We start from the raw sequence: 23,635 nt of genomic DNA, 5'->3' as shown, positions 1-23,635 counted from the left end.
GAAAAAACGTCATTTCGACGTTTAGACGAAATGTGTCGTCGAAACGTCGAAATTATCGGTCGTTTCGCATCATTCTTCGTCTTGGAACTGATTTTGAGCGTCCCTACACTGTGTTCATGGCTCAACGCCGTTCACAACACCAACCCATCATCAGGAGATAAGCGCATGAAAATCGCCATCGTCGGCGCAGGTCTGATCGGCCACACCATTGCTCACATGCTGCGTGAAACGGGCGACTACGAAGTCGTCGCGTTCGACCGTGACGCGGATGCGCTTGCGAAGCTGTCGCGCGAAGGCATCGCGACGCAACGGGTCGATTCGGCCGATGCAAACGCGATTCGCGAAGCCGTGAAGGGCTTCGATGCGCTCGTCAACGCGCTGCCGTACTACCTCGCGGTCAACGTGGCCGCCGCCGCGAAGGCTGCCGGCGTTCACTACTTCGACCTGACCGAAGACGTGCGCGCAACCCACGCGATCCGCGAACTGGCCGAAGGCTCCGACCGTGCATTCATGCCGCAGTGCGGCCTCGCACCGGGCTTCATCGGTCTCGCCGCACACGAGCTGGTGAACGGCTTCAGCGAAGTGCGCGACGTGAAGATGCGCGTCGGCGCGCTGCCCGAGTATCCGACCAACGCGCTGAAGTACAACCTGACGTGGAGCGTCGACGGCCTGATCAACGAATACTGCCAGCCGTGCGAAGCGATCCGCGACGGCCGCAAGCAGTGGGTGCAGCCGCTCGAAGGCCTCGAGCACTTCTCGCTCGACGGCACCGAATACGAAGCGTTCAACACGTCGGGCGGCCTCGGCACGCTGTGCGAGACGCTGTCGGGCAAGGTCGAGACGCTCGACTACAAGTCGGTGCGCTATCCGGGCCATCGCGATCTCGTGCAGTTCCTGCTCGAAGACCTGCGCCTGTCGACCGACCGCGATACGCTGAAGTCGATCATGCGCCGCGCGGTGCCGTCGACGAAGCAGGACGTCGTGCTCGTGTTCATCACGGTGACGGGCGTGAAGGACGGCCAGCTGGTGCAGGACGTGTTCACGCGCAAGATCTTCGCGAAGGACGTGTGCGGGATGCACATGAGCGCGATCCAGATCACGACGGCCGGCGCGATGTGCGCGGTGCTGGATCTGTTCCGCGAAAAGAAGCTGCCGCAGAGCGGTTTCATCCCGCAGGAAAAGGTGTCGCTGAAGGCGTTCCTGTCGAACCGCTTCGGCAAGCTGTACGAAGGCGGCACGATGGAGCGCGTGCACGAAGTGGCCTGACCACCCGTCAGCCTCTGGCACGAGGGCCGTACGACGCCGGGAGCGCAACAGCGCTTCCGGCGTTGTTTTTTGCGGGTGACGAAAAAGAGCGGCCGGTCAGGCCGGCAGCGGCGGGACGATCGTGGCAGCAGGCGGAGGCGGCGCGATGCGGTACAGCAGCGCATCGACGTCGGCATCGGAGGGCGCGGTGTTGTCGAACATCACGATGCCGTCGCATTCGTGGCCGGTCGGCACGAAGCGGCGCTGCCGGTATTCGTCCCAGTGCGCGAGCTTGTATGCGTCGTTCGGGTTGCCGCGCGCCACGATCCGCTGGTGCGCGACGTCTTCCGACGTGTGGACCCACACGACCGTCAGCGCGACGTCGGGCGCGATGCCGAGCCAGGCGCGGTCGAGAATGCGGCGATCGCGCACTTCGCGCGACAGCGGGCCGACCACGAGCGCGCCGATGCCGAGCGCGAGATTTTCACGGGCCGTGTCGAGCAGCCCTTGATATTCGGGATCGCGCAGGTGCTTCAGGTAGAGCGGGCTGTCGCGGTCGTTCGGATCCTCGGTGAGCGCACCCATCGCGGCCGAGCTGTAGCGGCCGTACAGCGTGTCCTTGTCGAGCAGGCAGAAGGCCTCGCCGGTGGCGCGCATCAGCGGCCCGATGAGCCGCTTCGCGAGCGTGGTCTTGCCGGTGCCGGCGTGACCGCAGAAGAACACCAGATGCGTCACGAAGCCTTGCCTCCCGAGCGCGGGCTCGACGCGCCGTTGCGCTTGTCACCGCGCGAGAAGACTTCCGCCTCCAGCCACATCGCGTTGATGATGCCGAAGCCGAGCGCCACGCCGATGCCGAGTATCCACGAGAAATACCACATGGGTCTGTCTCCTTGACGGTTGGGCCGCACGGCCGTGCGGCGGGTGGTTCGAACTGCCGGGTGCGCATGCTGCGGCGCACGCAGCCCGATCATGACCAATATCGCCGAGCCGCGCAAGCCGGGTTGCCCGCGCAGCAAACCGGTAAACTGATGCGCAAACCGCAACGTCACGGACACCATGCTGATCAACTGTGCTGCATACCAGGACGGCCGCAAGCTGGCCGACATCGATATCGACGCCATCAGCGACTACGTGTCGAAGCCCGAGTGCTTCGTGTGGGTCGCGCTGAAGGATCCGACGCCCGAGGAACTCGACCTGATGGGCGAGGAATTCGGGCTGCACGAACTGGCGATCGAGGATGCCCGCAAGGGGCATCAGCGGCCGAAGATCGAGGAGTACGGCGATTCGCTGTTCGCGGTGCTGCATACGGTCGAGCTGGACGACGACGAAGAATTCAATGTCGGCGAGTTGAACGTGTTCGTCGGCCCGAACTACGTGCTGTCGATCCGCAACCATACCGAGCACGATTTTCGCGACGTGCGCAAGCGCTGCGAGCGCGAGCCGCATCTGCTCCAGGAAGGTTCGGCATTCGTGTTCTACGCGCTGATGGACCAGGTCGTCGACCGCTATTTCCCGATCCTCGAAACGCTCGGCGCCGAGCTCGAGGAACTCGAGGACCGCATCTTCGCGAAGGCCACGCCCGCCTCGTCGCGCGCGATCATCGAGGATCTCTATTCGCTGAAGCGCCGGCTCGTGATGCTGTACCAGCACACGGCGCCGCTGCTCGAGCCGCTGGCGAAGCTCACCGGCGGGCGCATTCCGCAAGTCTGCAGCGGCATGGAGCCGTACTTTCGCGACGTGTACGACCATCTGCAGCGGATCGTGAAGACGATCGAAGGGCGGCGCGAGATGGTGGTCACGGCGATCCAGGTCAACCTCGGGATGATCTCGCTGGCCGAGAACGAGGTGACGAAGCGGCTCGGCTCGTTCGCCGCGCTGTTCGCGATCCCGACGATGATCGCCGGCATCTACGGGATGAACTTCGCGAACATGCCCGAACTGCACCTGAAATACGGCTTCTACGGCTGTATCGCCGTGATGGTGGCCGCCGACTTCGGGTTGTGGTGGCGCTTCAAGCGGGCAGGGTGGCTGTAGCCCCGCTTTACGTGCGGGGCGGCGCGTGCTTGCCGACCACGACGCGCCACGGCCGCACGCGCCACGATTTCACGAGGCCGTTCTGCACGTACGGATCGGCGCGCGCGAACGACTCGGCCGCCTCCGGCGAATCCCCTTCGAACACGAGCACGGCCTGGTCGGCCGGATCCGACAGCGCGCCGGCGAGCACGAGTTCGCCGCGCTCGGTCGCAGCCTGCGCAAGCGCGAGGTGCTGGGCGCGGAACGGTTCGCGGCGGGACAGGTAATCGTCGACGAGTTCGTAAGTCAACTGGTAATGCATGGCGGCTCCGGAAAGGATCGCGGCGGCCGGTGCGTCAGCGCGCCGTCAGTCAGTCTGCTGCGGGCAGTATAGGGCAGGCGGACGGCGGCGACACGACGCGGAGGGCGGCGCGCATCTGTGGTCATAAATGCAACTAACGGTCTGAGTGTTGCCCGTCTTCGAATCCCGGCGGCAACGCGCTTTCCATGCAGCCAGGTCTACAGGCCACCGGCGGGGGGGCGTCCCTACGCCTTGTAGCCGATCGTGCGCAGCAGATCCTTGCGCCAGCGGATGTCGTCGTCATTTTCGACCCCGAGCGGGCCGAAGCCGTCGACGACGCCGACGATCCCGCGTCCTTGATCGGTTTCGGCGACGATCACCTCGGTCGGGTTCGCGGTCGCGCAATAGATCCGGCAGACCTCCGGCACGGCCTTGATCGCGTTGAGTACGTTGACCGGGAAGCATCCGTCGCCGAGGAACACGATGAACGCGTGACCGGCGCCGATCGCGCTGGCGTTGCGGCAGGCGAGGTCGACGAGCGCCGCATCGGTGCCGGAGTGGCGCACCAGCCGCTTGCCCGACGCCTCGCAGAAGGCGAGCCCGAAGCGGATGCCGGGCACGGTGCCGACGAGCGCCTCGTGGATGTCCTCGACGGACTTGATGAAATGCGACTGGCCGAGGATGAAGTTCACGGTCTCGGGCTTGTCGACGGCAACGGTTTGCAGTTGCAGCATGGCGGACCTCGTCTCGCGATGCGGCGCGTGGGCCGCAATGGGCGCTTCAAGCTTAGTACGCTGCAGCCGGCGACGAAAGCGGCGCGGGCGGCCTATCCTTCGTTGTGTGTGGCGCTTGCGCCGCACGAAGGCAATGGAGGACGACATGGACGTGCGACAAGGCTTCGTCGACTGCGTGGGGCGCACGCCGCTGATTCGCTTGACGAAGCTCAGCGCCGAGACGGGCTGCGAGATCCTGGGCAAGGCGGAATTCATGAATCCGGGCGGGTCGGTGAAGGACCGCGCGGCACACTACATCATCCGCGACGCCGAGCGGCGTGGCGTGCTGCAGCCGGGCGGCACCGTGGTCGAGGGCACGGCGGGCAACACCGGCATCGGCCTGGCGCATATCTGCGCGGCGCGCGGCTATCGCTGCGTGATCGTGATTCCCGACACGCAATCGCCGGACAAGATGGCGATCCTGCGCACGCTCGGCGCCGAGGTGCGCCCGGTGCCCGCGGCGCCCTACCGTGATCCGAACAACTACCAGAAGATTGCCGGGCGGCTCGCGGACGAACTCGACAACGCGATATGGGCCAATCAGTTCGACAACGTCGTCAATCGCCAGGCGCACTACGAGACGACCGGGCCCGAGATCTGGCGCGATACGGCCGGCACGATCGATGCGTTCGTGTGCGCGACCGGGACGGGCGGCACGCTGGCCGGCGTGAGCCGTTATCTGAAAGAGCAGAAGCCGGACGTCCGGATCGTGCTGGCCGACCCGCACGGCAGCGGGCTCTACGGTTACGTGAAAACGGGCGACCTCGGCGCGGAAGGCAGCTCGATCACGGAAGGCATCGGATCGACGCGCGTCACGATGAACCTCGCAGGCACGCCGATCGACGATGCCGTGCGGATCGACGATCAGCAGTGCGTGACGATGGTCTACCGGCTGCTGCGCGAGGAGGGGCTGTACGTCGGCGGATCGAGCGGCATCAACGTCGCGGCGGCGGTCTGGCTGGCCCGCCGGATGGGCCCGGGGCACACGATCGTGACCTTGCTGTGCGACCGTGGCGACATCTATCGCGCGCGGCTGTTCAATCGGGAATGGCTACGTGAAAAGGGACTGGATCCGGGGGACTGAACCCGTGTGTCGAGTCGGTGCGAAGCGCGGGAGCGGTGAGGTTTTCCATCCGCCGGAATGCGACCTATGCTGAACGAATCCGGTGCGAACGCCGTTCGCCCGTTTCGCCCAGACGAGGTGTGCCATGCCTGTGTCAGCCACCCTGCAGGATTGCCTGCGTCAGAAGTCATCGCGGTACGAAGTGGTGTACCACCCCTATAGCCATACGAGCATGGAGACGGCCGCCGCCGCGCATATCCCCGGCGATCGCCTCGCGAAAACCGTGCTCCTCGAAGACGACGAAGGCTACGTCGCCGCCGTATTGCCGACCACGCACGCCGTGCGCCTGTCGGATCTCTGGGTGAAGACGGGACGCCATCTCGTGCTCGCCCGGGAGGTCGAGCTGCGCGAGCTGTTCAAGGATTGCGACATGGGCGCGTTGCCGCCGGTGTGCATGGCGTACGGGATGAAGACGTTTCTCGAGGAACGTCTCGCGCAGCAGCCGGAAGTCTATTTCGAGGCCGGCGACCACGAAGCGCTGATCCACATGATGCAGGACGAATTCCTGATGCTGATGGAGACGGCCGAGCGCGCGCATTTCTCGCACAAGATGCAGGGCATGCACTCCTGACGCGCGCGGTGTGTGGGCGCCGGTCGGTGCGTGTCTGACGGGTCGCGTGTAGAGGAGGCAAGTGGTCGTGCGATAGTTAATTCGGTATGCGAAATTATTTGCGACGGTTTGTCGAGTGCACAATCCATCATGAAATTTGTATCGCATTGCAGACTAACTTTCCGGATATCCAGAGTGTTTCGGGCGTTCTGAAGAAGCTGCGTCGACCAGCTCGAGGCAGTTGATCAGCGTATCCGGCGACCGATGGGGACGCCGATGAGGAGATGCGTGCATCTTGGCGGTCGCATCCGGAGCGGGCCATTTTGGTGCGGCGCGGGAAATATGCCGATATTTATGCTGAAGCAGATTAATATCCGGTTTTGCATATATCCATACAATTCAATTACCGTTTTTATAATAAAAGTTTGATTTGTGCTTACCGGAATATTATTTGAATAAACCCTCCAAACTTTGTATTCGAGCATCAAATAAAGTTTGACGTCAAAATTTTTTCCTTGCTATTGTCTGCACCCAAGTGAGCGGCGCCACTGACATCACCGTGTAACGAACGGTGGGTCGTCATACGAAATGTAAGGTGCCGCCCGCTCAGCTGACAATTGCCTGAACGTGCTGGCGCGTTTTTTTCGGTGCATAACCGGGCCGCGCCGGCCGGAACGATTCCTTGAAAAAATGAATTTGCTTTCGAATTGAATTCTTTCAATTCGGATTGCTAATTGAATTTGAAATGAAATGTTCGGGTTGATGCGATGGCGATGCCGACCTGGCTTTGCCGCCGGCAGCAATCCGATACTGGGCGAATCGCTTGGGGGATGGATGGTGGGCATGAAAGTCGAAGAACGTCTGGCTACGTCGAACAGCGGACTGGCTACGCTGGGCCGTCCGCGAGAGTTCGGCAAGAAGCAACAGAATCCGGTGCGCCGGTTCGGCGGCATCGGAATCGTCCTGGTGCTGCATGCCGTGCTGATCTATGCGCTGCTCAACGGCCTCGCGACGAAAGTCGTGCAGGTGATCCAGCACCCGATCGAAACCCGCATCATCGAGCCGGTCAAGCCGCCGCCGCCACCGCCGATGCCCGTGGTCAAGCTCCCGCCGCCGAAATTCGCGCCGCCGCCGCCGCCGTTCGTCCCGCCGCCGGAAGTGCCGGTGCAGGCGCCGCCGCAGGCGACGATCACGCACCAGTCGGCCCCGGTTCCGTCCGCACCGGCCGTGCAGGCGCCGGTCGTGGCGCCTCCCGCGCCGGCCAAGCCCGTCAGCCATGACGTGGGGGTGGTCTGCCCGAATTCGGACACGCTTCGCGCGTCGATCCAGTATCCGAAAGAGGCGCAGGAAAACAACATCACGGGCGACGTGACGATCGAGTTCGTCGTGGATGCGGAAGGGAACATCACGAACGAGCGTGTGGCGCAGTCGGCTGATCCGATCCTCGATCGTGCCGCCTTCAACACCGTGAAGCGCTTCAAGTGCGTCGCGCAGGGCCAGTCGGTGCGGGTCCAGGTTCCGTTCTCGTTCAATCTGAATTGATGCAGTGGGCGGCCCGGTGCGATCCGGGCCGGAAAAAACCATCTCGAACTGGGGTATTCAGTTCTTCGAATTAACTGGAGTGGGGTATGACGAAGCGTTCACTGGCCGCACTGGCGGCAAGCATCCTGATGTCCGTCGCCGCAATCGACGGGTTCGTTGCACCACAGCTCGCCCACGCGCAGGCGAGCGGCGCAGCCGGCACATCGGCACAGGCCGCGGCGCCGTCGGCCGCGCCGGCCCCGGTTCCGGCCGCCGCCGAGCCGGCTCCGCCGCCCGCGCCGGCCACGACGGAAGCGGTCGAGAATCCGTACGGGCTCGGTGCGCTATGGAAGAACGGCGATTTCGTCGCCCGTTTCGTGCTGATCCTGCTGGTGATCATGTCGATGGGCAGCTGGTACATCATGATCACGAAGTTCCTGGAGCAATTGCGCGCCAATCGCCGCGCGAAGCTGGCGGATGCGCAACTCTGGACCGCGCCGTCGCTGGCCGAGGGCGCCAAGCTGCTCGACGAGGCGTCGCCGTTCCGGTTCATCGCCGAAACGGCGATCGAGGCCGGCGAGCATCATGAAGACGCGCTGCTGGAAGCGGTGGACCGCAACACGTGGATCGACGTGTCGGTCGAGCGCTCGATCACGAACGTGTCGAACCGGATGCAGGACGGGCTCGCGTTCCTCGCCACGGTGGGCTCCACCGCGCCGTTCGTCGGGCTGTTCGGCACCGTCTGGGGGATCTATCACGCGCTGACGGCCATCGGCATCGCCGGGCAGGCGTCGATCGACAAGGTCGCCGGTCCGGTGGGCGAGGCGCTCATCATGACCGCGATCGGCCTCGCCGTCGCCGTGCCGGCGGTGCTCGGCTACAACTTCCTGGTTCGCCGCAACAAGTCGGTAATGGAGCGGGTGCGCAACTTCGGCGCGCAGCTGCATACCGTGCTGCTGGCCGGCAATCGGCGCCCGGCACGCGCGTCGTCGCCGGCCGCGGCGTCGCTCGCGAACTGACCGGCTGACGGAGACGCGCGATGGCCATGAACGTCGGGCAGGACGATAGCGACGAGGTGATCGCCAACATCAACACGACGCCGCTCGTCGACGTGATGCTGGTGTTGCTGATCATCTTCCTGATCACGATTCCGGTCGTGACGCACACGATCCAGCTTCAGTTGCCGAAGGAGACGGTGCAGCCGCTGCAGACGACGCCGAAAAGCATCGAGATCGCGGTGAACCGCGATGGCGATTTCTTCTGGGGCGAGCAGCTGGTGGATGCACAGACGCTGCTCGCGAAACTGAAGGACGTGTCGCAGCAACAGCCGCAGCCGAGCGTCCACGTGCGGGGCGATCAGAACACGCGTTATGAGTTCATCGGCCGGGTGGTCACGATGTGCGAGCGCGCGGGGATTGCGAAGCTGTCGTTCATTACGGAGCCGCCGGCGCGCGGGGGATAGTCGCGCAGCGGAATCGGGGGGAGCATGGGGCTGGCGGCAAATGGTGGAGCGCTGACGCTGGTCGACCGGGAAGCTTGGGATCCAAGTAAGCGCAAAAGCGCTAACGTGGATCGACCGCGAAGCATGGGACCCACGTAAGCGCTAAAGCGCTAACGTGGGTCGACCGCGAAGCATGGGACCCACGTAAGCGCTAAAGCGCTAACGTGGGTCGACCGCGAAGCATGGGACCCGCGTAAGCGCTAAAGCGCTAACGTGGGTCGACAGGAGTCGACGATGGGAATGAATGTGCCTTCGGGCGGGAGCAACGCCGAACCGGAAGTGATGGTCGATATCAACACCACGCCGCTGATCGACGTGATGCTGGTGTTGCTGATCATGCTGATCATCACGATCCCGATTCAGATGCATTCGGTAAAGATGGACCTGCCGGTGGGGAATCCGCCGCCGCCGGCCGCGCCGCCGGAAATCGTGCAGATCGACATCGACTTCGACGGCACGACGACATGGAACGGCGCACCGGTGCCCGACCGCGCGGCGCTCGAGTCGAAACTGACCCAGGTGGCGGCGGAGCCCGTGCAGGCGGAGATTCATCTGCGCCCCAACAAGCTGGTGCCGTACAAGGACGTGGCCGCGGTGCTCGCCGCCGCGCAACGCGTGGGCGCGACCAAGATCGGCCTGATCGGTAACGAACAGTTCATGCAATGACGACACGGACGAGCCGATGAACCAGCGACGATGGAAACGGATGATGGCGGTGACGGCGCTCGGCGCGGCAGCCCTGCTCGGCCGCCCGGCGCTACCGGCGGACGCGCTGCGGCCGGACGTGGCGAAACCGTTGGCGGCCGCACAGGAACTGTACCGCGCACACAAGTATCGCGACGCGCTGGGCAAGATCGCCCAGGCGGCCGCCGTGCCGAACCGGACGCCGTACGAAACCACCGTGGTGGAAGAAATGCGCGGGGCGGCAGCGATGGCGGCTGGTGACTCGGGTACGGCCGCGCAGGCGTACGAGAGCGTGCTGAACGCGGGGCGGCTCTCGGGCGACGACGAGCAGAAGACTACGGCGGCGCTCGCCGGCATCTACTTCCAGCAGAAGAACTACCCGCTGGCGATCCGCGTCGCGCAGCGCTACCTGAAGGCGGGTGGCTCGGATCCGGAAATGCGCACGCTGCTCACGCAGTCTTACTACCTGTCAAACGATTGCGCTCCGCTCGTGAACCAGTTGAAAGCGAGCACCGACGCGCAGGCGAATGGCGGACACGCACCGGATGAAGGGCAGTTGCAGATGCTGGCGACCTGCGCGCAGAAATTGAAGGACGGCAACGCGTATCGCGGTGCGCTCGGGCTGCTGGTGGCTTATCATCCGAGCCCCGCGTACTGGGACGAAATGGTCACGGCCATTCGCGGCAATACCGGGTATCTGCCGTCGCTCGACCTCGACATCTACCGGTTGCGGCGGGCGACGGGCTCGCTCACGACCGCCAACGCGTACATGGAAATGACGCAGCTCGCGCTGGTGGCGGGCTCGGCCGCCGAGGGCAAGCAGGTAATCGACCAGGGGTTCGCATCCGGCGTACTCGGCAAGGACGCGCAGGCGGATCGCGAGAAGCGGCTGCAGGCGCTCGCCGCGAAGCGCGCGCAATCGGGCGGCGACGCCACGACGCCGGCAGCGCCGATCGACGCAGGCATGAACCTCGTCTTCGAGGGCCATGCACAACAGGGGCTGCCGATGATGGAGCAGGCGATCGCGAAGGGCGGCCTCGAGCATCCCGACGCGGCGCGGCTGCGGCTCGGCGAGGCGTATTACGTGGCTGGCCAGAAGGCGCGTGCGGTCCAGGTGCTGCGCACGGTCAAGGGCACCGATGGTTCCGGTGATCTGGCACGGCTCTGGACAGTGGTGGCCTCCCGGTAACGCAACGGAAGTACACGGCCGCGCGCAACGCGAGCGGTCGGAAAGCGGTGTGCCGCCGCGATCGCACCCATGCACGACGGGCATGTCAGCCGATGGAAAGGGGAAACCTTGTTAATTAGTAAACCGAATGAAATGGGCGAGTGCCGCGCGGCCCCACGGCGCCGGTGCGCTGCCGCACCGCGCGTGGCTTGCACGTCGCGACAGCGTGCGGCGGGGGATCGCGCCGGGCCGGCTGCGTCGCGGCATCGGTCGAGGCTTGACGACATCAAACCGATTTCGACTGCGAGGAACCGTCTTTCCATGGTTTTGCCCCCTGATGAGTCGGTGCTCGTCGCCATGTCGCTCGGCAACAAGATCCGGGCGCTGCGCCAGCGCCTGAAACTCACGCTCGACGAAACGTCGACGATCGCCGGCATTTCGAAGCCGTTCCTGTCGCAGGTCGAGCGCGGGCGGGCGACGCCGTCGATCACGTCGCTGGTGCGGATCGCGAAGGCGCTGGGCGTGACGATGCAGTACTTCATCGACACGCCGACGGAGGCGCGTTCGGTATGCCGCGGCAACGCGCTGCAGTATTTCCAGTTCACGAACTCGGCCAGCCGGTTCGCCAGGCTGACGAACCTGGTGGACGGCCGCAAGCTCGACGCGATTCTCGTCCGGATGCCGGCGGGGCAGCTGTCGTCCGAGATGACGACGCACGCGGGCGAGGAGTTCGTCTACGTGTTGCGCGGGCAGGTGGCGCTGACGCTCGAGGATTGCACGTTCACGCTGAACGAGGGCGATACCGCGCATTACGAATCGACGATGCCGCATGCGTGGCGCAATACGGCCGACGAAGAGGCGGTGATCGTCTGGGTTGGTACGCCGAGGCTGTTCTAGCGAAGGCGGCCGGCAGGAAGGAGAAGTACCCGGTCGAGGGCAGAGGGTGCGCGGTACGGCGCATGCACAGGTTCGCGTTGTACGGAATCCGCTGCCCGTCGAGCCGGGAAGAAGCAGGCAATGCGCTCAATGTAGGTGTTTAGTATGACGAATCAAAATAGAACAAGACGGTGATGCCGAATGGCGCTGGTGCTACGAGGCCGATCCGTTCGAGTCGTGGCAGTCGATAGCGTGGCAATCGCGGGTTCCGGTACACGGGCACCCAGGACGCGCAAGGAATTCACAAGGTTCCGGCGCACAGCAGGTGGGGTCTTACTACGAGCGAGAGGGAACAAGATGAAGCAGAGAGTGTTGGCGTTGGCCATCAACAGGATAGTCTGGGCGGAACTCGCGTTGACGGCCGTACTGGCGCCCCCGGCGTTCGCCCAGAGCCAGCCGGCGCCGGGCGCCGTCGCGATCGCGGATGCGGTCGCGAGCGGCGCGCCCGTGACCGTTGCACAGGCGGGCAGCGCCGCTGCACCGGACGCTGCGGCGCCCGATGCGGCACCCGGTGCAGCGGCCGACGCGACGCCTGCCGCACCCGCCGCGAACGGGCAGGGCAAGGTCGCGCAGATCAAGCGGTTCGAAGTGACGGGCTCGCTGATCCGGCAGGCCGACAAGACGGGTTTCCAGCAGGTGCAGACGATCACGCCGAAGGAAATCCAGGCCAGCGGCGCGGTGACCGTCGCCGACTTCCTGCGCGATGCGGCAGCCAACTCGGCGAACAGCTGGGGCGAAGGGCAATCGGGCAACTTCGCGGCCGGCGCGGCCGGCATTGCACTGCGCGGCCTCTCGGAGAAGTACACGCTCGTGTTGGTCGACGGCCAGCGCGTCGCGCCGTATGCGTTCTTTTCGAACAGCGTCGATTCGTTCTTCGACCTCAACACGATCCCGCTCAACGACATCGAGCGGATCGAAATCGTGAAGACGGGCGCCGTGTCGCAGTACGGTTCGGACGCGATCGGCGGTGTCGTCAACATCATCACGAAACACAATTTCCGCGGCCTGCAGCTCGACGGCAGCCTCGGCAGCGCGATCAACGCCGGCAACGGCGACGGCACGATGAAATTCGGCGTGCTCGGCGGCTTCGGCGACCTGAACGCCGACCGCTTCAACGTGACGGCCGCGCTCAGCTACTACAAGTCGAACGGCTTCACGCTGGCCGACCGCGATTCCACGCGCAACCAGGACTTCACGGGCAAGCCGGGCGGCTTCTCGCTGCTCGCGCCGTCCTACTGGAACATGCCCGACGGCAGTGCGCAGGCGCTGAACGGCGGCTGCCCGTTCGGCGGCTCGGTTCATCCGGCCGCGCCGAATTCGCTGTCGGCCGGGTTGCCGGGCACCATCTGCGGGTACAACACGGCGGAAAGCACGTCGATCCTGCCGATGACCGAGCGCCTGAACGCGAAGCTCCACGGTGACTTCAAGATCGACGACAAGACGACCGCGTTCGCCGACTTTATGGAGAGCTACAACACGACCACGACCAACGACGGCCTGTGGAACAACGTGATCGGCAACTCGCAGAACCCGGCGCTCGTGTGGAATCCGCAGACGAAGCTGCTGTCGCCGTTCAACTACACGGTGCCGGCCAGCAACCCGTACAACACGACCGGCGCGGCCACGCCGCTCACCTACGCGTTTCCGAACACGGTCGCGCAAAAGACCTGGGCCAACTACTGGCGGGCGGCCGCCGGCATCAAGGGGTCGTTCACGCTGCCGTACGGCGACTGGGACTGGGCGACGTCGGTCAGCCATTCGCAGAGCACGGTGTCGAACGTGTTCACGAACCAGCTGAACGTGAACGCGCTGAACAACATCTACCAGAACGGCACGCTGAATTTCGCGAACCCGGCCGCGACGCCGAACGCGTTCAACGGGCTGTTCCAGGAGGCGAACAACCTCGGCATCTCGAAGCTCGACACGATCGATGCGACGCTGTCGACGCCGAACCTGTTCCATCTGCCGGCCGGCGACGTCGGCATCGGCTTCGGCGCGCAGTTCACGCACCAGAGCGAAACGCTGACGCCGGGCTCCGAGTACCTGAGCGGCGCCGTCATCACGCCGGACCTCGAGACGGTGGATGGCCAGCGCAACGTCGCGGCCATCTATTACCAGATCAACATACCGATCATCGAGAACCTGACGTTCAGCCAGGCAGGCCGCTACGATCACTACACCGACGTGGGTGGGGCCTTCTCGCCGCGCTTCGCGTTGCGATACCAGCCGATCAAGGCGCTCACGTTGTATACGTCGTACAACCGCGGCTTCCGCGCGCCGACCTTCGTCGAGGACAGCAAGTCGCAGACGCTCGGCATCCAGGTCGATCCGGCCACCGGCCAGAACTACACGTCGATCACCGTCGGCAATCCGAACCTCGCGCCGGAACGCACGCGCAACCTCAATATCGGCTTCCAGGTCTCGCCGAGCCGTTACACCGACCTCGGCTTCGACTGGTACAAGATCCGCATCGACAACGTGATCGGCCAGGGCAAGCCATCGCAGGTCGTGACCGACCCGACGACCGGCCAGCTGCTGTACAAGGTGATTCCGTACCAGAACCTCGGCTACCTCGACACGAACGGCTTCGAAGGCACGTTCCGCCAGGGCCTGCCGTTGAAGGGCTGGGGCACGATTACGCTGTCGGGCGACTGGGCTTACGTCAACAGCTACAAGATCGGCTTCCCGGGCGCCGCGCCGGTCAACGGCGCGGGCAACAACTTCACGATCACGCAGCCGTTCGGCGGCAGCTTCCCGCGCTGGCGCGGCAACACGACGCTGGACTGGAACTACCGGAAGTTCGATGCGGCGCTGACGTGGCAGTTCACGGGCCCGTACGCGCAGAACCTGATGCCCGAGCCGAGCAAGGTCGGTTCGTACAGCCAGTTCAACCTGATGGTGACGTACACGGGCTTCAAGAACTGGACGATCTACGGCGGTATCGACAACCTCTTCAACCGCACGCCGCCGTACGACCCGATCTTCGCGAACGGCACGCTGAGCCAGAGCGGGTACGACACGTCGGTGTACTCGTACATCGGCCGGTTCGCGCAGGTCGGCGCGACGTACAAGTTCTGACGGCGATCGCGATGCACTGACAGGCTTTGGACAGGCCGCTCCACGTCCACTACCCCCTTTTCGGGGCGGCCTTTTTTCGCCTGGCGCCACGACGGCCCGCAACCGGGACGCGCGGCGGCGCAGTTCATCCGATCGTGAACAGCACGAACCATCCGCGGGACGCGGCCGTATGCGGCGTCCGGCACGGGCATCGACCGCGCGCAGGCTTCACACCCGCACGCTTCCGGACAGACTGACCATGAGACTGTTGAATGGGCGACGGGCACGCGTGCCGCGCCACTCGCACCTGACGCGCACGCACGGGCGGATGCGCACCGCCACGCGCGCCGCGCTGCTCGCGTGCGCCGTGTGGCTCGTGTCGGGCGGCGTCATGCCGCAGGCCGCGCTCGCCGTGCCGGCGATCTCGCAATACGACCATCCGAAGTATCCGCCGGGCTTCGCGCATTTCGACTACGCGAATGCGGATGCGCCGGACAGCGGCACGCTCCAGTTCGAAAACTACGACGAAGCGCAGAGCTACGATTCGCTGAACCCGTTCCTCGTGCGCGGCGCGCCCGCACCGGACATCAAGAACCTGATGTTCGACACGCTGATGCAGCGCAGCTGGGACGAGCTCGCATCCGAATACGCACTGATCGCGGACGACGTCGACATCGCGCCCGACGGACTGTCGGCGACGTTTCACATCAACCCGGCCGCACGTTTCTCGAACGGCGACCCGATCACCGCCGCCGACGTCAAGTATTCGTACGACACGCTGTCGAGCCCGCAGGCGTCGCCGCTGTACAACGCACAGTTTTCGATCATCAAGCGCGCGGTGGTGGTCGACGGACACACGGTGCGCTTCGAGTTCAAGCACGTGGAGCGCGACGCCGCGCTGATCGCGGGCGACCTGCCGGTGTTCTCGCCGAAATGGGGGCAACGCGCGGACGGCACGCGACCGCCGTTCGACCAGATCGCGAACGTGCCGCCGATCGCGAGCGGCCCGTACCTGATCGACCAGCGCAGGAACGACAAGCAGATCAGCTACGTGCGTAACCCGCACTACTGGGCGGCGAACCTGCCGTCGCGACGCGGCATGTTCCGCTTCGCACACGTGTCGTTCAAACTGTACCTGGATCAATACACGGCGCTCGAAGCGTTCAAGGCCGGCGACATCGACGCGCGCATGGAATACAGCGCGACGCAGTGGGCGCGCAAGTACGTCGGCAAGAATTTTCGCAACGGCATGCTGACGCGCGGCGAGTTTCCCGACGGCCCCGCGCAGATGCAGGGTTTCCTGATGAACATGCGCAAGCCGATGTTCCAGGACGTGCGGGTGCGGCATGCGCTCGCGTTGGCGTTCGATTTCGACTGGATGAGCCGGATGATGTTCTACGGGCAGTATCGCCGCACCAACAGCTTCTGGGAGGCGAGCCCGTTCGCGGCATCCGGCATGCCGAGCGGGAAGGAGCTGGCGCTGCTCGAACCGTTCCGTGCGACGCTGCCGCCCGAGGTGTTCGGCCCGATGGTCCGGCAGCCGTCGACGCTGCCGCCGAACTCGCTGCGCGCGAACCTGAAGGAGGCGCGCGACCTGCTCGCGCAGGCCGGCTGGCATTACCGCGACGGCGCGCTGCGCGACGCGAACGGCACGCCGATGACGATCGAGATCATCGACGACCAGCCCGGCATGGACCGCCTGATCCTGCCGTACACGCAGGCGCTCGCGATGCTCGGCATCCACGCGTATCTCCACGAGATCGACAGCGCGCTCTACCTGAAGCGGCTCGACAATTTCGAGTACGACATGACGACGTACATCTACCTGCCCGTGACGATTCCGGGCGCGGAGCTGACGCGCCGCTTCGGCAGTGCGGCCGCGTCGCAGCCGGGCTCCGAGAACTATCCGGGCGTGAAATCGAAGGCCGTCGATGCGCTGATCCGCGCGGCGCTCGCGGCCGACACGCTCGACGATCTCGAGACGGCCACGCACGCGCTCGACCGCGTGCTGATCAACCTGTACGCGCTGATCCCGCAGTACTACCTGCCGAATGCGCGGATCGCCTACAAGGCGACGCTCGGTCATCCGTCTATCGTGCCGGACTCCTATCAATACGAGGACTGGATCATCGACTACTGGTACGTGAAGCAACCGGCGACGAAACCCGCGCCGGCCGCCTGACGGAGGAACGACGATGCTGGCATACATACTCAGGCGCTTGCTGCTGATGATCCCGACGCTGATCGGGGTGGTGACGATCACGTTCGCGGTCACGCAGTTCGTGCCGGGCGGCCCGGTCGAACAGGTGCTCGCGCAGTTGCGCCACGGCAGTGCGCGCGGCGGGGAGGCGGGCGGCGCAGGGGGCTACCACGGCAGCCAGGGCGTCGACCCGCAGCAGATCGAGCAGATCCGCAAGCAGTTCGGCTTCGACAGGCCGCCGCTCGAACGCTACGTGCTGATGCTGAAAAGCTATGCGACGTTCGACCTCGGCCAGTCCTATTTCGCGCACCGCAGCGTGTGGGCGGTGATCCGCTCGAAGCTGCCGGTGTCGATCACGCTGGGGATGTGGACGGTGATCCTCACGTACCTGGTGTCGGTGCCGCTCGGCATCGCGAAGGCAGTGCGCAATGGATCGCGGTTCGACACCGTGACGAGCGTGCTGGTGCTGGCCGGCTACGCGGTGCCGGGCTTCGTGCTCGGCGTGCTGCTGCTGATGCTGTTCGGCGGCGGCACGTTCTGGCAGGTATTTCCGATGCGCGGGCTCACGTCCGACAACTTCGACGACCTGACGCTGATCGGCAAGGCGCTCGACTATCTGTGGCACGTCGTGATGCCGGTGACGGCGTCGGTCGTCGGCAACTTCGCGATCGTCACGATCCTGACCAAGAACACGTTCCTCGAGGAAATCGGCCGGCAGTACGTGCTGACCGCACGTGCGAAGGGCGCGCCGGAGCGCGACGTGCTGTGGAAGCACGTGCTGCGCAACGCGGCGATCCCGTTGCTCACCGGGCTGCCGGCCGCGTTCGTCGGCGCGTTCCTGAACGGCAACCTGCTGATCGAGACGCTGTTCTCGCTCGACGGCATGGGGCAACTGTCGTACGACTCGGTGATCCGCCGCGACTATCCGGTCGTGCTCGGCTCGCTGTTCCTGTTCACGCTGATCGGCCTGCTGACCAAACTCATCGCGGATATCTGCTATGTCCTCGTCGACCCCCGTATCCAGTTCAACCGCCTGGACCACTGATCCGGCGTGCGTCGCGTGCGCGGCGTCGCCGTCGCCGTGGCGGCGCACGTGGCTGCGCTTTCGCGCGCAGCCGCTCGGCTACTGGAGCCTCATGATCTTCGCGGTGCTGTTCGCGCTCAGTCTCGGTGCGGACCTGCTGTCGAACGACCGGCCGCTGATCGTGCGCTACGACGGGCACTATTACTTCCCGATCGTGAAGGACTATCCGGAGACGGCGTTCGGCGGCGACTTTCCCGCGATGACGAACTATCTCGATCCGTATATCCGCACGAAGATCGAGTCGCACGGCAATTTCGCGATCTATCCGCCGAACCGGTATCGCTACGACACGATCGACTATTTCGCGTCGCGGCCGTATCCGGCGCCACCGTCGTCGAGCAACTGGCTCGGCACCGACCAGTTCGGGCGCGACGTGCTCGCGCGGCTGCTGTACGGGTTCCGGCTGTCGGTGCTGATGGCGTTCGCGCTGACCGTATCGGGCGTGCTGGTCGGCGTGCTGACGGGCGCGCTGCAAGGCTTCTACGGCGGCCGCACCGACCTGGTCGGGCAGCGCCTGATCGAGATATGGAGCGCGTTGCCGGACCTGTACCTGCTGATCATCTTCGCGTCGATCTTCACGCCGTCGCTGTGGCTGCTGTTCATCCTGCTGTCGATGTTCGGCTGGCTCGTGCTGTCCGACTACGTGCGCGCCGAATTCCTGCGCAACCGCGCGCTCGACTATGTGAAGGCCGCGCGCGCGATGGGGCTGACGAACGCACAGATCATGTGGCGCCACGTGCTGCCGAACAGCCTCACGCCGGTGATCACGTTCCTGCCGTTCCGGATGAGCGCGGCGATCCTGTCGCTGACGAGCCTCGATTTCCTCGGCCTCGGCGTGCCGCCGCCGACGCCGAGCCTCGGCGAGCTGCTGCAGGAGGGCAAGAACAACCTGGATGCGTGGTGGATCTCGATCGCGGCGTTCGCGGCGCTGGTGGTGACGCTGCTGCTGCTCACCTTCATGGGCGATGCGCTGCGCAACGCGCTCGACACGCGCACGCGCGGTTCGGCATTCGGCGGAGGGCGGTGATGACGAGACCGTTGCTGCAGATCGACGGGTTTTCCGCGCATTTCGGCGCGAACGCGGCCGTACAGGACCTGAGCCTGTCGATCGGCCGCGGCGAGCGCGTGGCGCTCGTCGGCGAGTCGGGGTCGGGCAAGAGCGTGACCGCCTTGTCGATCCTGCGGCTCGCGCAGCACGCGACGCTGTCGGGGCGGATGCTGTTCGACGGCGAGGATCTGCTCGCGAAGACCGAGCAGCAGATGCGCGGGATTCGGGGCGCCGATATCGCGATGGTGTTCCAGGAGCCGATGACCGCGCTCAATCCGCTGTATACGATCGGCAAGCAGATCGCCGAGAGCCTGCGGCTGCACGAGGGGCTGCGCCCGGGCGACGCGCGCGAGCGCGGGATCGCGCTGCTGCGGCGCACCGGGATTCCCGAGCCGGAGCGGCGCATCGACAGCTTTCCGCACCAGCTGTCGGGCGGGCAGCGGCAACGCGCGATGATCGCGATGGCGCTGGCGTGCCGGCCGCGGCTACTGCTGGCGGACGAGCCGACCACCGCGCTCGACGTGACGGTGCGCCAGCAGATCGTCGACCTGCTGATCGAGCTGCAGGAGCAGGAGGCCGCCGCACGCGGGATGGCCGTGCTGCTGATCACGCACGACCTGAACCTTGTGCGGCGCTTCGCGCAGCGTGTGGCCGTGATGGAGAAGGGCGTGCTGGTGGAGACCAACACGACCGCCGCACTGTTCGCGGCGCCGCAACATCCGTATACGCGCCGGTTGCTCGACAGCGCGCCGCAACGGGCGGTCGAGCCGGTTGCCGCCGGCGCGCAGACGATCCTCGACGTGCAGCACCTCGACGTCGACTACCGCATCGCGGCGAAGGGCTGGCGCTCGCTGCTCGGCAAGACGACGTTCCGCGCGGTGCACGACGTGCAGCTGAGCCTGAAGCGCGGCGAAACGCTCGGGATCGTCGGCGAGTCGGGCTCGGGGAAATCGACGCTCGCGTCGGCCGTGCTCGGGCTGCAGCGGCCGGCGTCGGGCGGGATCGAGATCGACGGGATGCCGCTGGCGTCGCTGCGCACGACGCAGGGCCGGCGCACGCTGTACGGGCGCATGCAGGTGGTGTTCCAGGATCCGTTCGGCTCGCTGTCGCCGCGCATGACGGTCGAGCAGATCGTCGGCGAGGGGCTCGCCGTGCACCGGCCGCAGGTGGCCGGCGACGCGCGGCGCGCGCGGATCGCCGCGCTGCTGCAGGAAGTGGGCCTGCCGCCCGAGGCGATGCTGCGCTATCCGCACGAGTTTTCCGGCGGGCAGCGGCAGCGGATCGCGATCGCGCGGGCGCTGGCGGTGGAGCCGGAACTGCTGGTGCTCGACGAGCCGACGAGCGCGCTCGACGTGTCGATCCAGAAGCAGGTGCTGAATCTGCTGACGAATCTCCAAAAGAAGTACAAACTCAGCTACCTGTTCATCACGCACGATCTGGCGGTGATGCGCGCGATGGCCCACCGGGTCATCGTGATGAAGGCGGGGCGCGTGGTCGAGGCGGGCGAGACGCTCGACGTACTGCACGCGCCATCCCATCCGTATACGCGGGCGCTGCTCGCGTCGTCCATGCTGGCGCCCGAGCGCGGCCCGCAGGAGAGGCAAGAGAGAGCCGATGATTGACGAGAACCGGGCGCCGGGCGCCCGAGCCGTGCAGGCAGCACAGGGGTTGCGCAGCGACGCCGATTTCTGGTCACTGCGCATCGTCGACGAGACGATCGACGAACACGCGGTGCGCAACGACGTCGCGCAGCCGTTTTCGCGCACGCGCGAGCGCGGTGCGATGCTGACGGCCTGGGCCGGCACGGGCGCCGGCTATGCGGCGACGCCCGACCTGTCCCCGGCCGGGCTGCAGGCAGCGCTCGACATCGCGACCGCGCGGGCCCGGGCCAGCGCGCCGTGGGCGCTGGTCGATCATCGCCAGGCCGCGCGTCCGCAGGCGAGCGGCACCTATGCGTCGCCCGATGTCGATGCGACGCTGCCGTCGCGCGCGGAATGGATCGAGCGTCTCGCGCACGAATGCGCGGCGGCGAACCTCGGCGCGCGTATCGTCGAGCGTTCGGCGAGCGTGATGATCGTGCACACTGAGCAAAATTACGTGACGAGCGACGGCGTACGGATCGACCAGCGCTTCCGCTTCCTGATGCCCGAGCTGCAAGCCGTCGCCCATGGCGACGGCGACACGCAGACGCGCTCGCTCGGCCAATCGGGCACGCTGGCGCAGGGCGGCATCGACGTGCTGGCGCGCTACGGTTTCGACGGCGCCGGCGCGCGCGTGGCCGACGAGGCGCTGCAGTTGCTCGCCGCGCCGAACTGCCCGACCGGCCGGCGCGACCTGCTGCTGATGCCGGACCAGATGATGCTGCAGATCCACGAGTCGATCGGCCATCCGCTCGAGCTCGACCGGATTCTCGGCGACGAGCGCAACTTCGCCGGATCGAGCTTCGTCAGGCCGGAGATGGTCGGCCACTATCAATATGGCTCGCCACTGCTGAACGTCACGTTCGATCCGGAGCCGACGGCCGAAGCCGCGTCCTACGCATTCGACGACGACGGCACGCCGGCGCGCAAGCAGTACCTGATCCGCAACGGCGTGCTCGAACGGCTGCTCGGCGGGGCGCTGTCGCAGCAGCGCGCGGGCCTGCCGGGCGTCGCCAACTCGCGCGCGTCGAGCTGGAACCGCGCGCCGATCGACCGGATGGCGAACCTGAACGTCGAACCCGGCGACCAGTCGCTCGATGCGCTGATCGCGGGCACCGAGCACGGGATCCTGATGCGCACCAACACGTCCTGGTCGATCGACGACCACCGCAACAAATTCCAGTTCGGCTGCGAATTCGGGCAACTGATCGAGAACGGCCGGCTCACGCAGGTCGTCAAGCGTCCGAACTACCGCGGCATCTCCGCCCAGTTCTGGCGCAGCCTGCGCGCGGTCGGCGATGCGAGCACGTTCGGCATCTACGGCACGCCGTACTGCGGGAAGGGCGAGCCTGCGCAGATCATCCGTGTCGGCCACGCCGCGCCGGCCTGCGTGTTCGCCGGCGTCGACGTCTTCGGAGGCGCGTGATGACGGGATTCGATCCGATGGCACGCCGTACCGGAATCGACTGGCACGCGTATTTCGCACGGCTCGCCGACGACGCGCAACGGCTGACCGCGCCGACCGAAACCGTCCTGCTCGGCTTCTCCGGCGAAACGTCCGACTTCATCCGTTTCAACGGCGGCAGGATTCGCCAGACCGGGCGCGCGACGCAAGGGCGGCTGTCCGTGCGGCTCATCGACGGCGCGCGGCAGGCGCACTCGGCGCTGACCGTCTGCGGCGATCCGGCGGCCGACCTGCGCGAACTGGCGGACGCGCTCGCCGTGCTGCGCGACGGCCTGCGCGATGCGCAGGACGATCCTCATCTGCTGTTCGATACCTCGACGTGGGTGCAGGAAACGCGCCGCACCGGGCGCTTGCCGAATGTGGACGGGCTCGCGCGAATCGTGGCCGAATGCGCGCGCGGGCTCGACTTCGTCGGCTTTTACGCGGGCGGCACGCTGGCGCGCGGCTTCGCGTCGTCGACCGGCAGCCGCGGCTGGTACGAGGTCGAGAATTTCAACTTCAGCTGGTCGCTATACGACCCGAGCGGCCGCGCGATCAAGACCGTCTATGCGGGCGACGACTGGCGCGATGCGGCGTTCGCGGCGAAGATCGACGCGGCCGCCGCGCGGCTGCCCGTGCTCGGCCGCGCGCCGAAGGCGCTTGCGCCCGGGCGCTACCGCGCGTATTTCGCGCCGGACGCCATTCACGAGATGACGAGCCTGCTCGGCTGGAGCGGCTTTTCGGCGCGCGCGGTGGCGAGCGCCCGCAGCCCGCTGCATCGCCTGTATGCGGGCGAGGTCGCGCTCGATCCGCGCGTGTCGATCACCGAGGATTTCACGCTGGGCATCGCGCCGGCGTTCAACGCGGACGGCTACCGGCGCGACAGCGTGCCGCTCGTCGTCGAAGGGCGGGGCGCCGGGCAGCTCGTGTGTGCACGCACCGCGCGTGAGCACGGGCGCACACCGAATGGCGCGGACAACGCCGAAGCGCCGCAGTCGCTGTCGATCGCGGGCGGCACGCTCGCCGACGCCGACGTGCTGGCCGCGCTCGACACGGGGCTCTACGTCGGCAACCTCTGGTACCTGAACTTCTCGGACCCGATCGCGTGCCGGATGACGGGGATGACGCGGTTCGCGACTTTCTGGGTCGAAGGCGGGCGCATCGTCGCGCCGGTCGATGCGATGCGGTTCGACGACAGCTTCTACCGGCTGTTCGGGTCGGAGCTCGAGCAGCTCGGCGCGGTGCCGGCGCTGCTCGCGAGCGACGACACGTACGGCGAGCGCGCCACCGGAGGCGCGCAGCTGCCGGGGCTGCTCGCGCGTTCATTCGAGCTCACGCTGTAGCGCG

General features: G+C 66.0%; 21 protein-coding genes. 17 read left to right on the top strand and 4 right to left on the bottom strand.

What is annotated here, in order from left to right; all coding sequences use genetic code 11:
• Nucleotides 1-165 precede the first annotated feature (165 nt).
• Nucleotides 166-1,266, top strand: a complete 1,101-nt coding sequence (locus CFB43_RS09740; RefSeq protein ID WP_039357959.1) for a saccharopine dehydrogenase family protein — start codon at nt 166-168, stop codon at nt 1,264-1,266.
• A 96-nt stretch (nt 1,267-1,362) separates the two neighbouring features.
• On the opposite strand, the gene CFB43_RS09735 is transcribed toward CFB43_RS09740, so the two are convergent.
• Both CFB43_RS09735 and cydX read right to left on the bottom strand, forming a co-directional pair.
• The gene (locus tag CFB43_RS09735) at nt 1,363-1,980 is read right to left on the bottom strand and encodes an AAA family ATPase (protein WP_089494919.1); all 618 of its coding nucleotides are present in this window, start codon (nt 1,978-1,980) and stop codon (nt 1,363-1,365) included.
• Nucleotides 1,977-2,123: a cytochrome bd-I oxidase subunit CydX gene (gene cydX / locus CFB43_RS09730; protein WP_043182986.1), complete on the bottom strand. Its 147-nt coding sequence runs from the start codon at nt 2,121-2,123 to the stop codon at nt 1,977-1,979. Before cydX ends, CFB43_RS09735 begins: the two co-directional genes overlap by 4 nt.
• A gap of 178 nt (nt 2,124-2,301) precedes the next feature.
• Here cydX and corA point away from each other — a divergent pair, with 178 nt between their 5' ends.
• Nucleotides 2,302-3,279 (top strand): magnesium/cobalt transporter CorA, encoded by a 978-nt coding sequence (corA, locus tag CFB43_RS09725; RefSeq protein WP_089494918.1) that lies wholly within the window; start codon nt 2,302-2,304, stop codon nt 3,277-3,279.
• Nucleotides 3,280-3,286: 7 nt separating this feature from the next.
• Here the strand turns inward: corA and CFB43_RS09720 are convergent, their stop codons facing one another.
• Both CFB43_RS09720 and CFB43_RS09715 read right to left on the bottom strand, forming a co-directional pair.
• On the bottom strand, nt 3,287-3,580 hold the full coding sequence (locus CFB43_RS09720; RefSeq protein ID WP_089494917.1) for a YciI-like protein: 294 nt from the start codon (nt 3,578-3,580) through the stop codon (nt 3,287-3,289).
• Between the two features lie 224 nt (nt 3,581-3,804).
• A complete protein-coding gene (locus tag CFB43_RS09715; RefSeq protein ID WP_089494916.1) occupies nt 3,805-4,293 on the bottom strand; it encodes an adenosine-specific kinase in 489 nt (162 codons plus the stop codon).
• 145 nt (nt 4,294-4,438) lie between these two features.
• Between CFB43_RS09715 and CFB43_RS09710 the strand changes: the two genes are divergently transcribed.
• The 15 genes from CFB43_RS09710 (at nt 4,439) to CFB43_RS09640 (ending at nt 23,631) form a co-directional block, all read left to right on the top strand.
• Entirely contained in the window at nt 4,439-5,416 is a 978-nt protein-coding gene (locus CFB43_RS09710) for a cysteine synthase A (protein WP_089495295.1), read from the top strand.
• A 124-nt stretch (nt 5,417-5,540) separates the two neighbouring features.
• Nucleotides 5,541-6,026 (top strand): aminoacyl-tRNA deacylase, encoded by a 486-nt coding sequence (locus tag CFB43_RS09705; RefSeq protein WP_031401741.1) that lies wholly within the window; start codon nt 5,541-5,543, stop codon nt 6,024-6,026.
• 822 nt (nt 6,027-6,848) lie between these two features.
• Nucleotides 6,849-7,547, top strand: a complete 699-nt coding sequence (locus tag CFB43_RS09700; RefSeq protein ID WP_089425491.1) for an energy transducer TonB — start codon at nt 6,849-6,851, stop codon at nt 7,545-7,547.
• An 86-nt stretch (nt 7,548-7,633) separates the two neighbouring features.
• Entirely contained in the window at nt 7,634-8,545 is a 912-nt protein-coding gene (locus CFB43_RS09695) for a MotA/TolQ/ExbB proton channel family protein (RefSeq protein WP_089494915.1), read from the top strand.
• 20 nt (nt 8,546-8,565) lie between these two features.
• The gene (locus CFB43_RS09690; RefSeq protein WP_021160935.1) at nt 8,566-8,988 is read left to right on the top strand and encodes an ExbD/TolR family protein; all 423 of its coding nucleotides are present in this window, start codon (nt 8,566-8,568) and stop codon (nt 8,986-8,988) included.
• A 273-nt stretch (nt 8,989-9,261) separates the two neighbouring features.
• Nucleotides 9,262-9,693 carry an ExbD/TolR family protein gene (locus tag CFB43_RS09685; RefSeq protein ID WP_089440151.1) on the top strand — a complete coding sequence of 144 codons (432 nt, stop codon included), beginning with the start codon at nt 9,262-9,264 and terminating at the stop codon, nt 9,691-9,693.
• 16 nt (nt 9,694-9,709) lie between these two features.
• Nucleotides 9,710-10,900 carry a tetratricopeptide repeat protein gene (locus CFB43_RS09680; protein WP_089494914.1) on the top strand — a complete coding sequence of 397 codons (1,191 nt, stop codon included), beginning with the start codon at nt 9,710-9,712 and terminating at the stop codon, nt 10,898-10,900.
• A 300-nt stretch (nt 10,901-11,200) separates the two neighbouring features.
• On the top strand, nt 11,201-11,776 hold the full coding sequence (locus CFB43_RS09675; protein WP_011352155.1) for a helix-turn-helix domain-containing protein: 576 nt from the start codon (nt 11,201-11,203) through the stop codon (nt 11,774-11,776).
• Nucleotides 11,777-12,112: 336 nt separating this feature from the next.
• Nucleotides 12,113-14,893: a TonB-dependent receptor gene (locus CFB43_RS09670; protein ID WP_089494913.1), complete on the top strand. Its 2,781-nt coding sequence runs from the start codon at nt 12,113-12,115 to the stop codon at nt 14,891-14,893.
• 238 nt (nt 14,894-15,131) lie between these two features.
• Nucleotides 15,132-17,054, top strand: a complete 1,923-nt coding sequence (locus CFB43_RS09665; RefSeq protein ID WP_089494912.1) for an extracellular solute-binding protein — start codon at nt 15,132-15,134, stop codon at nt 17,052-17,054.
• A 13-nt stretch (nt 17,055-17,067) separates the two neighbouring features.
• Nucleotides 17,068-18,117 (top strand): microcin C ABC transporter permease YejB, encoded by a 1,050-nt coding sequence (locus tag CFB43_RS09660; RefSeq protein ID WP_089494911.1) that lies wholly within the window; start codon nt 17,068-17,070, stop codon nt 18,115-18,117.
• Nucleotides 18,071-19,183, top strand: coding sequence for an ABC transporter permease (locus CFB43_RS09655; RefSeq protein WP_089494910.1), 1,113 nt, complete (start codon nt 18,071-18,073; stop codon nt 19,181-19,183). The genes CFB43_RS09660 and CFB43_RS09655 overlap by 47 nt, the downstream gene beginning before the upstream one ends.
• Nucleotides 19,183-20,826: an ABC transporter ATP-binding protein gene (locus CFB43_RS09650; RefSeq protein WP_089494909.1), complete on the top strand. Its 1,644-nt coding sequence runs from the start codon at nt 19,183-19,185 to the stop codon at nt 20,824-20,826. Before CFB43_RS09655 ends, CFB43_RS09650 begins: the two co-directional genes overlap by 1 nt.
• A complete protein-coding gene (locus CFB43_RS09645) occupies nt 20,819-22,270 on the top strand; it encodes a TldD/PmbA family protein (protein ID WP_089494908.1) in 1,452 nt (483 codons plus the stop codon). The genes CFB43_RS09650 and CFB43_RS09645 overlap by 8 nt, the downstream gene beginning before the upstream one ends.
• On the top strand, nt 22,270-23,631 hold the full coding sequence (locus CFB43_RS09640; protein WP_089494907.1) for a metallopeptidase TldD-related protein: 1,362 nt from the start codon (nt 22,270-22,272) through the stop codon (nt 23,629-23,631). The genes CFB43_RS09645 and CFB43_RS09640 overlap by 1 nt, the downstream gene beginning before the upstream one ends.
• Nucleotides 23,632-23,635 lie beyond the last annotated feature (4 nt).

It is taken from the genome of Burkholderia sp. AU15512, from assembly GCF_002223325.1.
GTDB lineage: Bacteria > Pseudomonadota > Gammaproteobacteria > Burkholderiales > Burkholderiaceae > Burkholderia.
The sequence above is the reverse complement of the archived record's forward strand: the minus strand, read 5'-3'. Positions and strand labels throughout refer to the sequence as shown.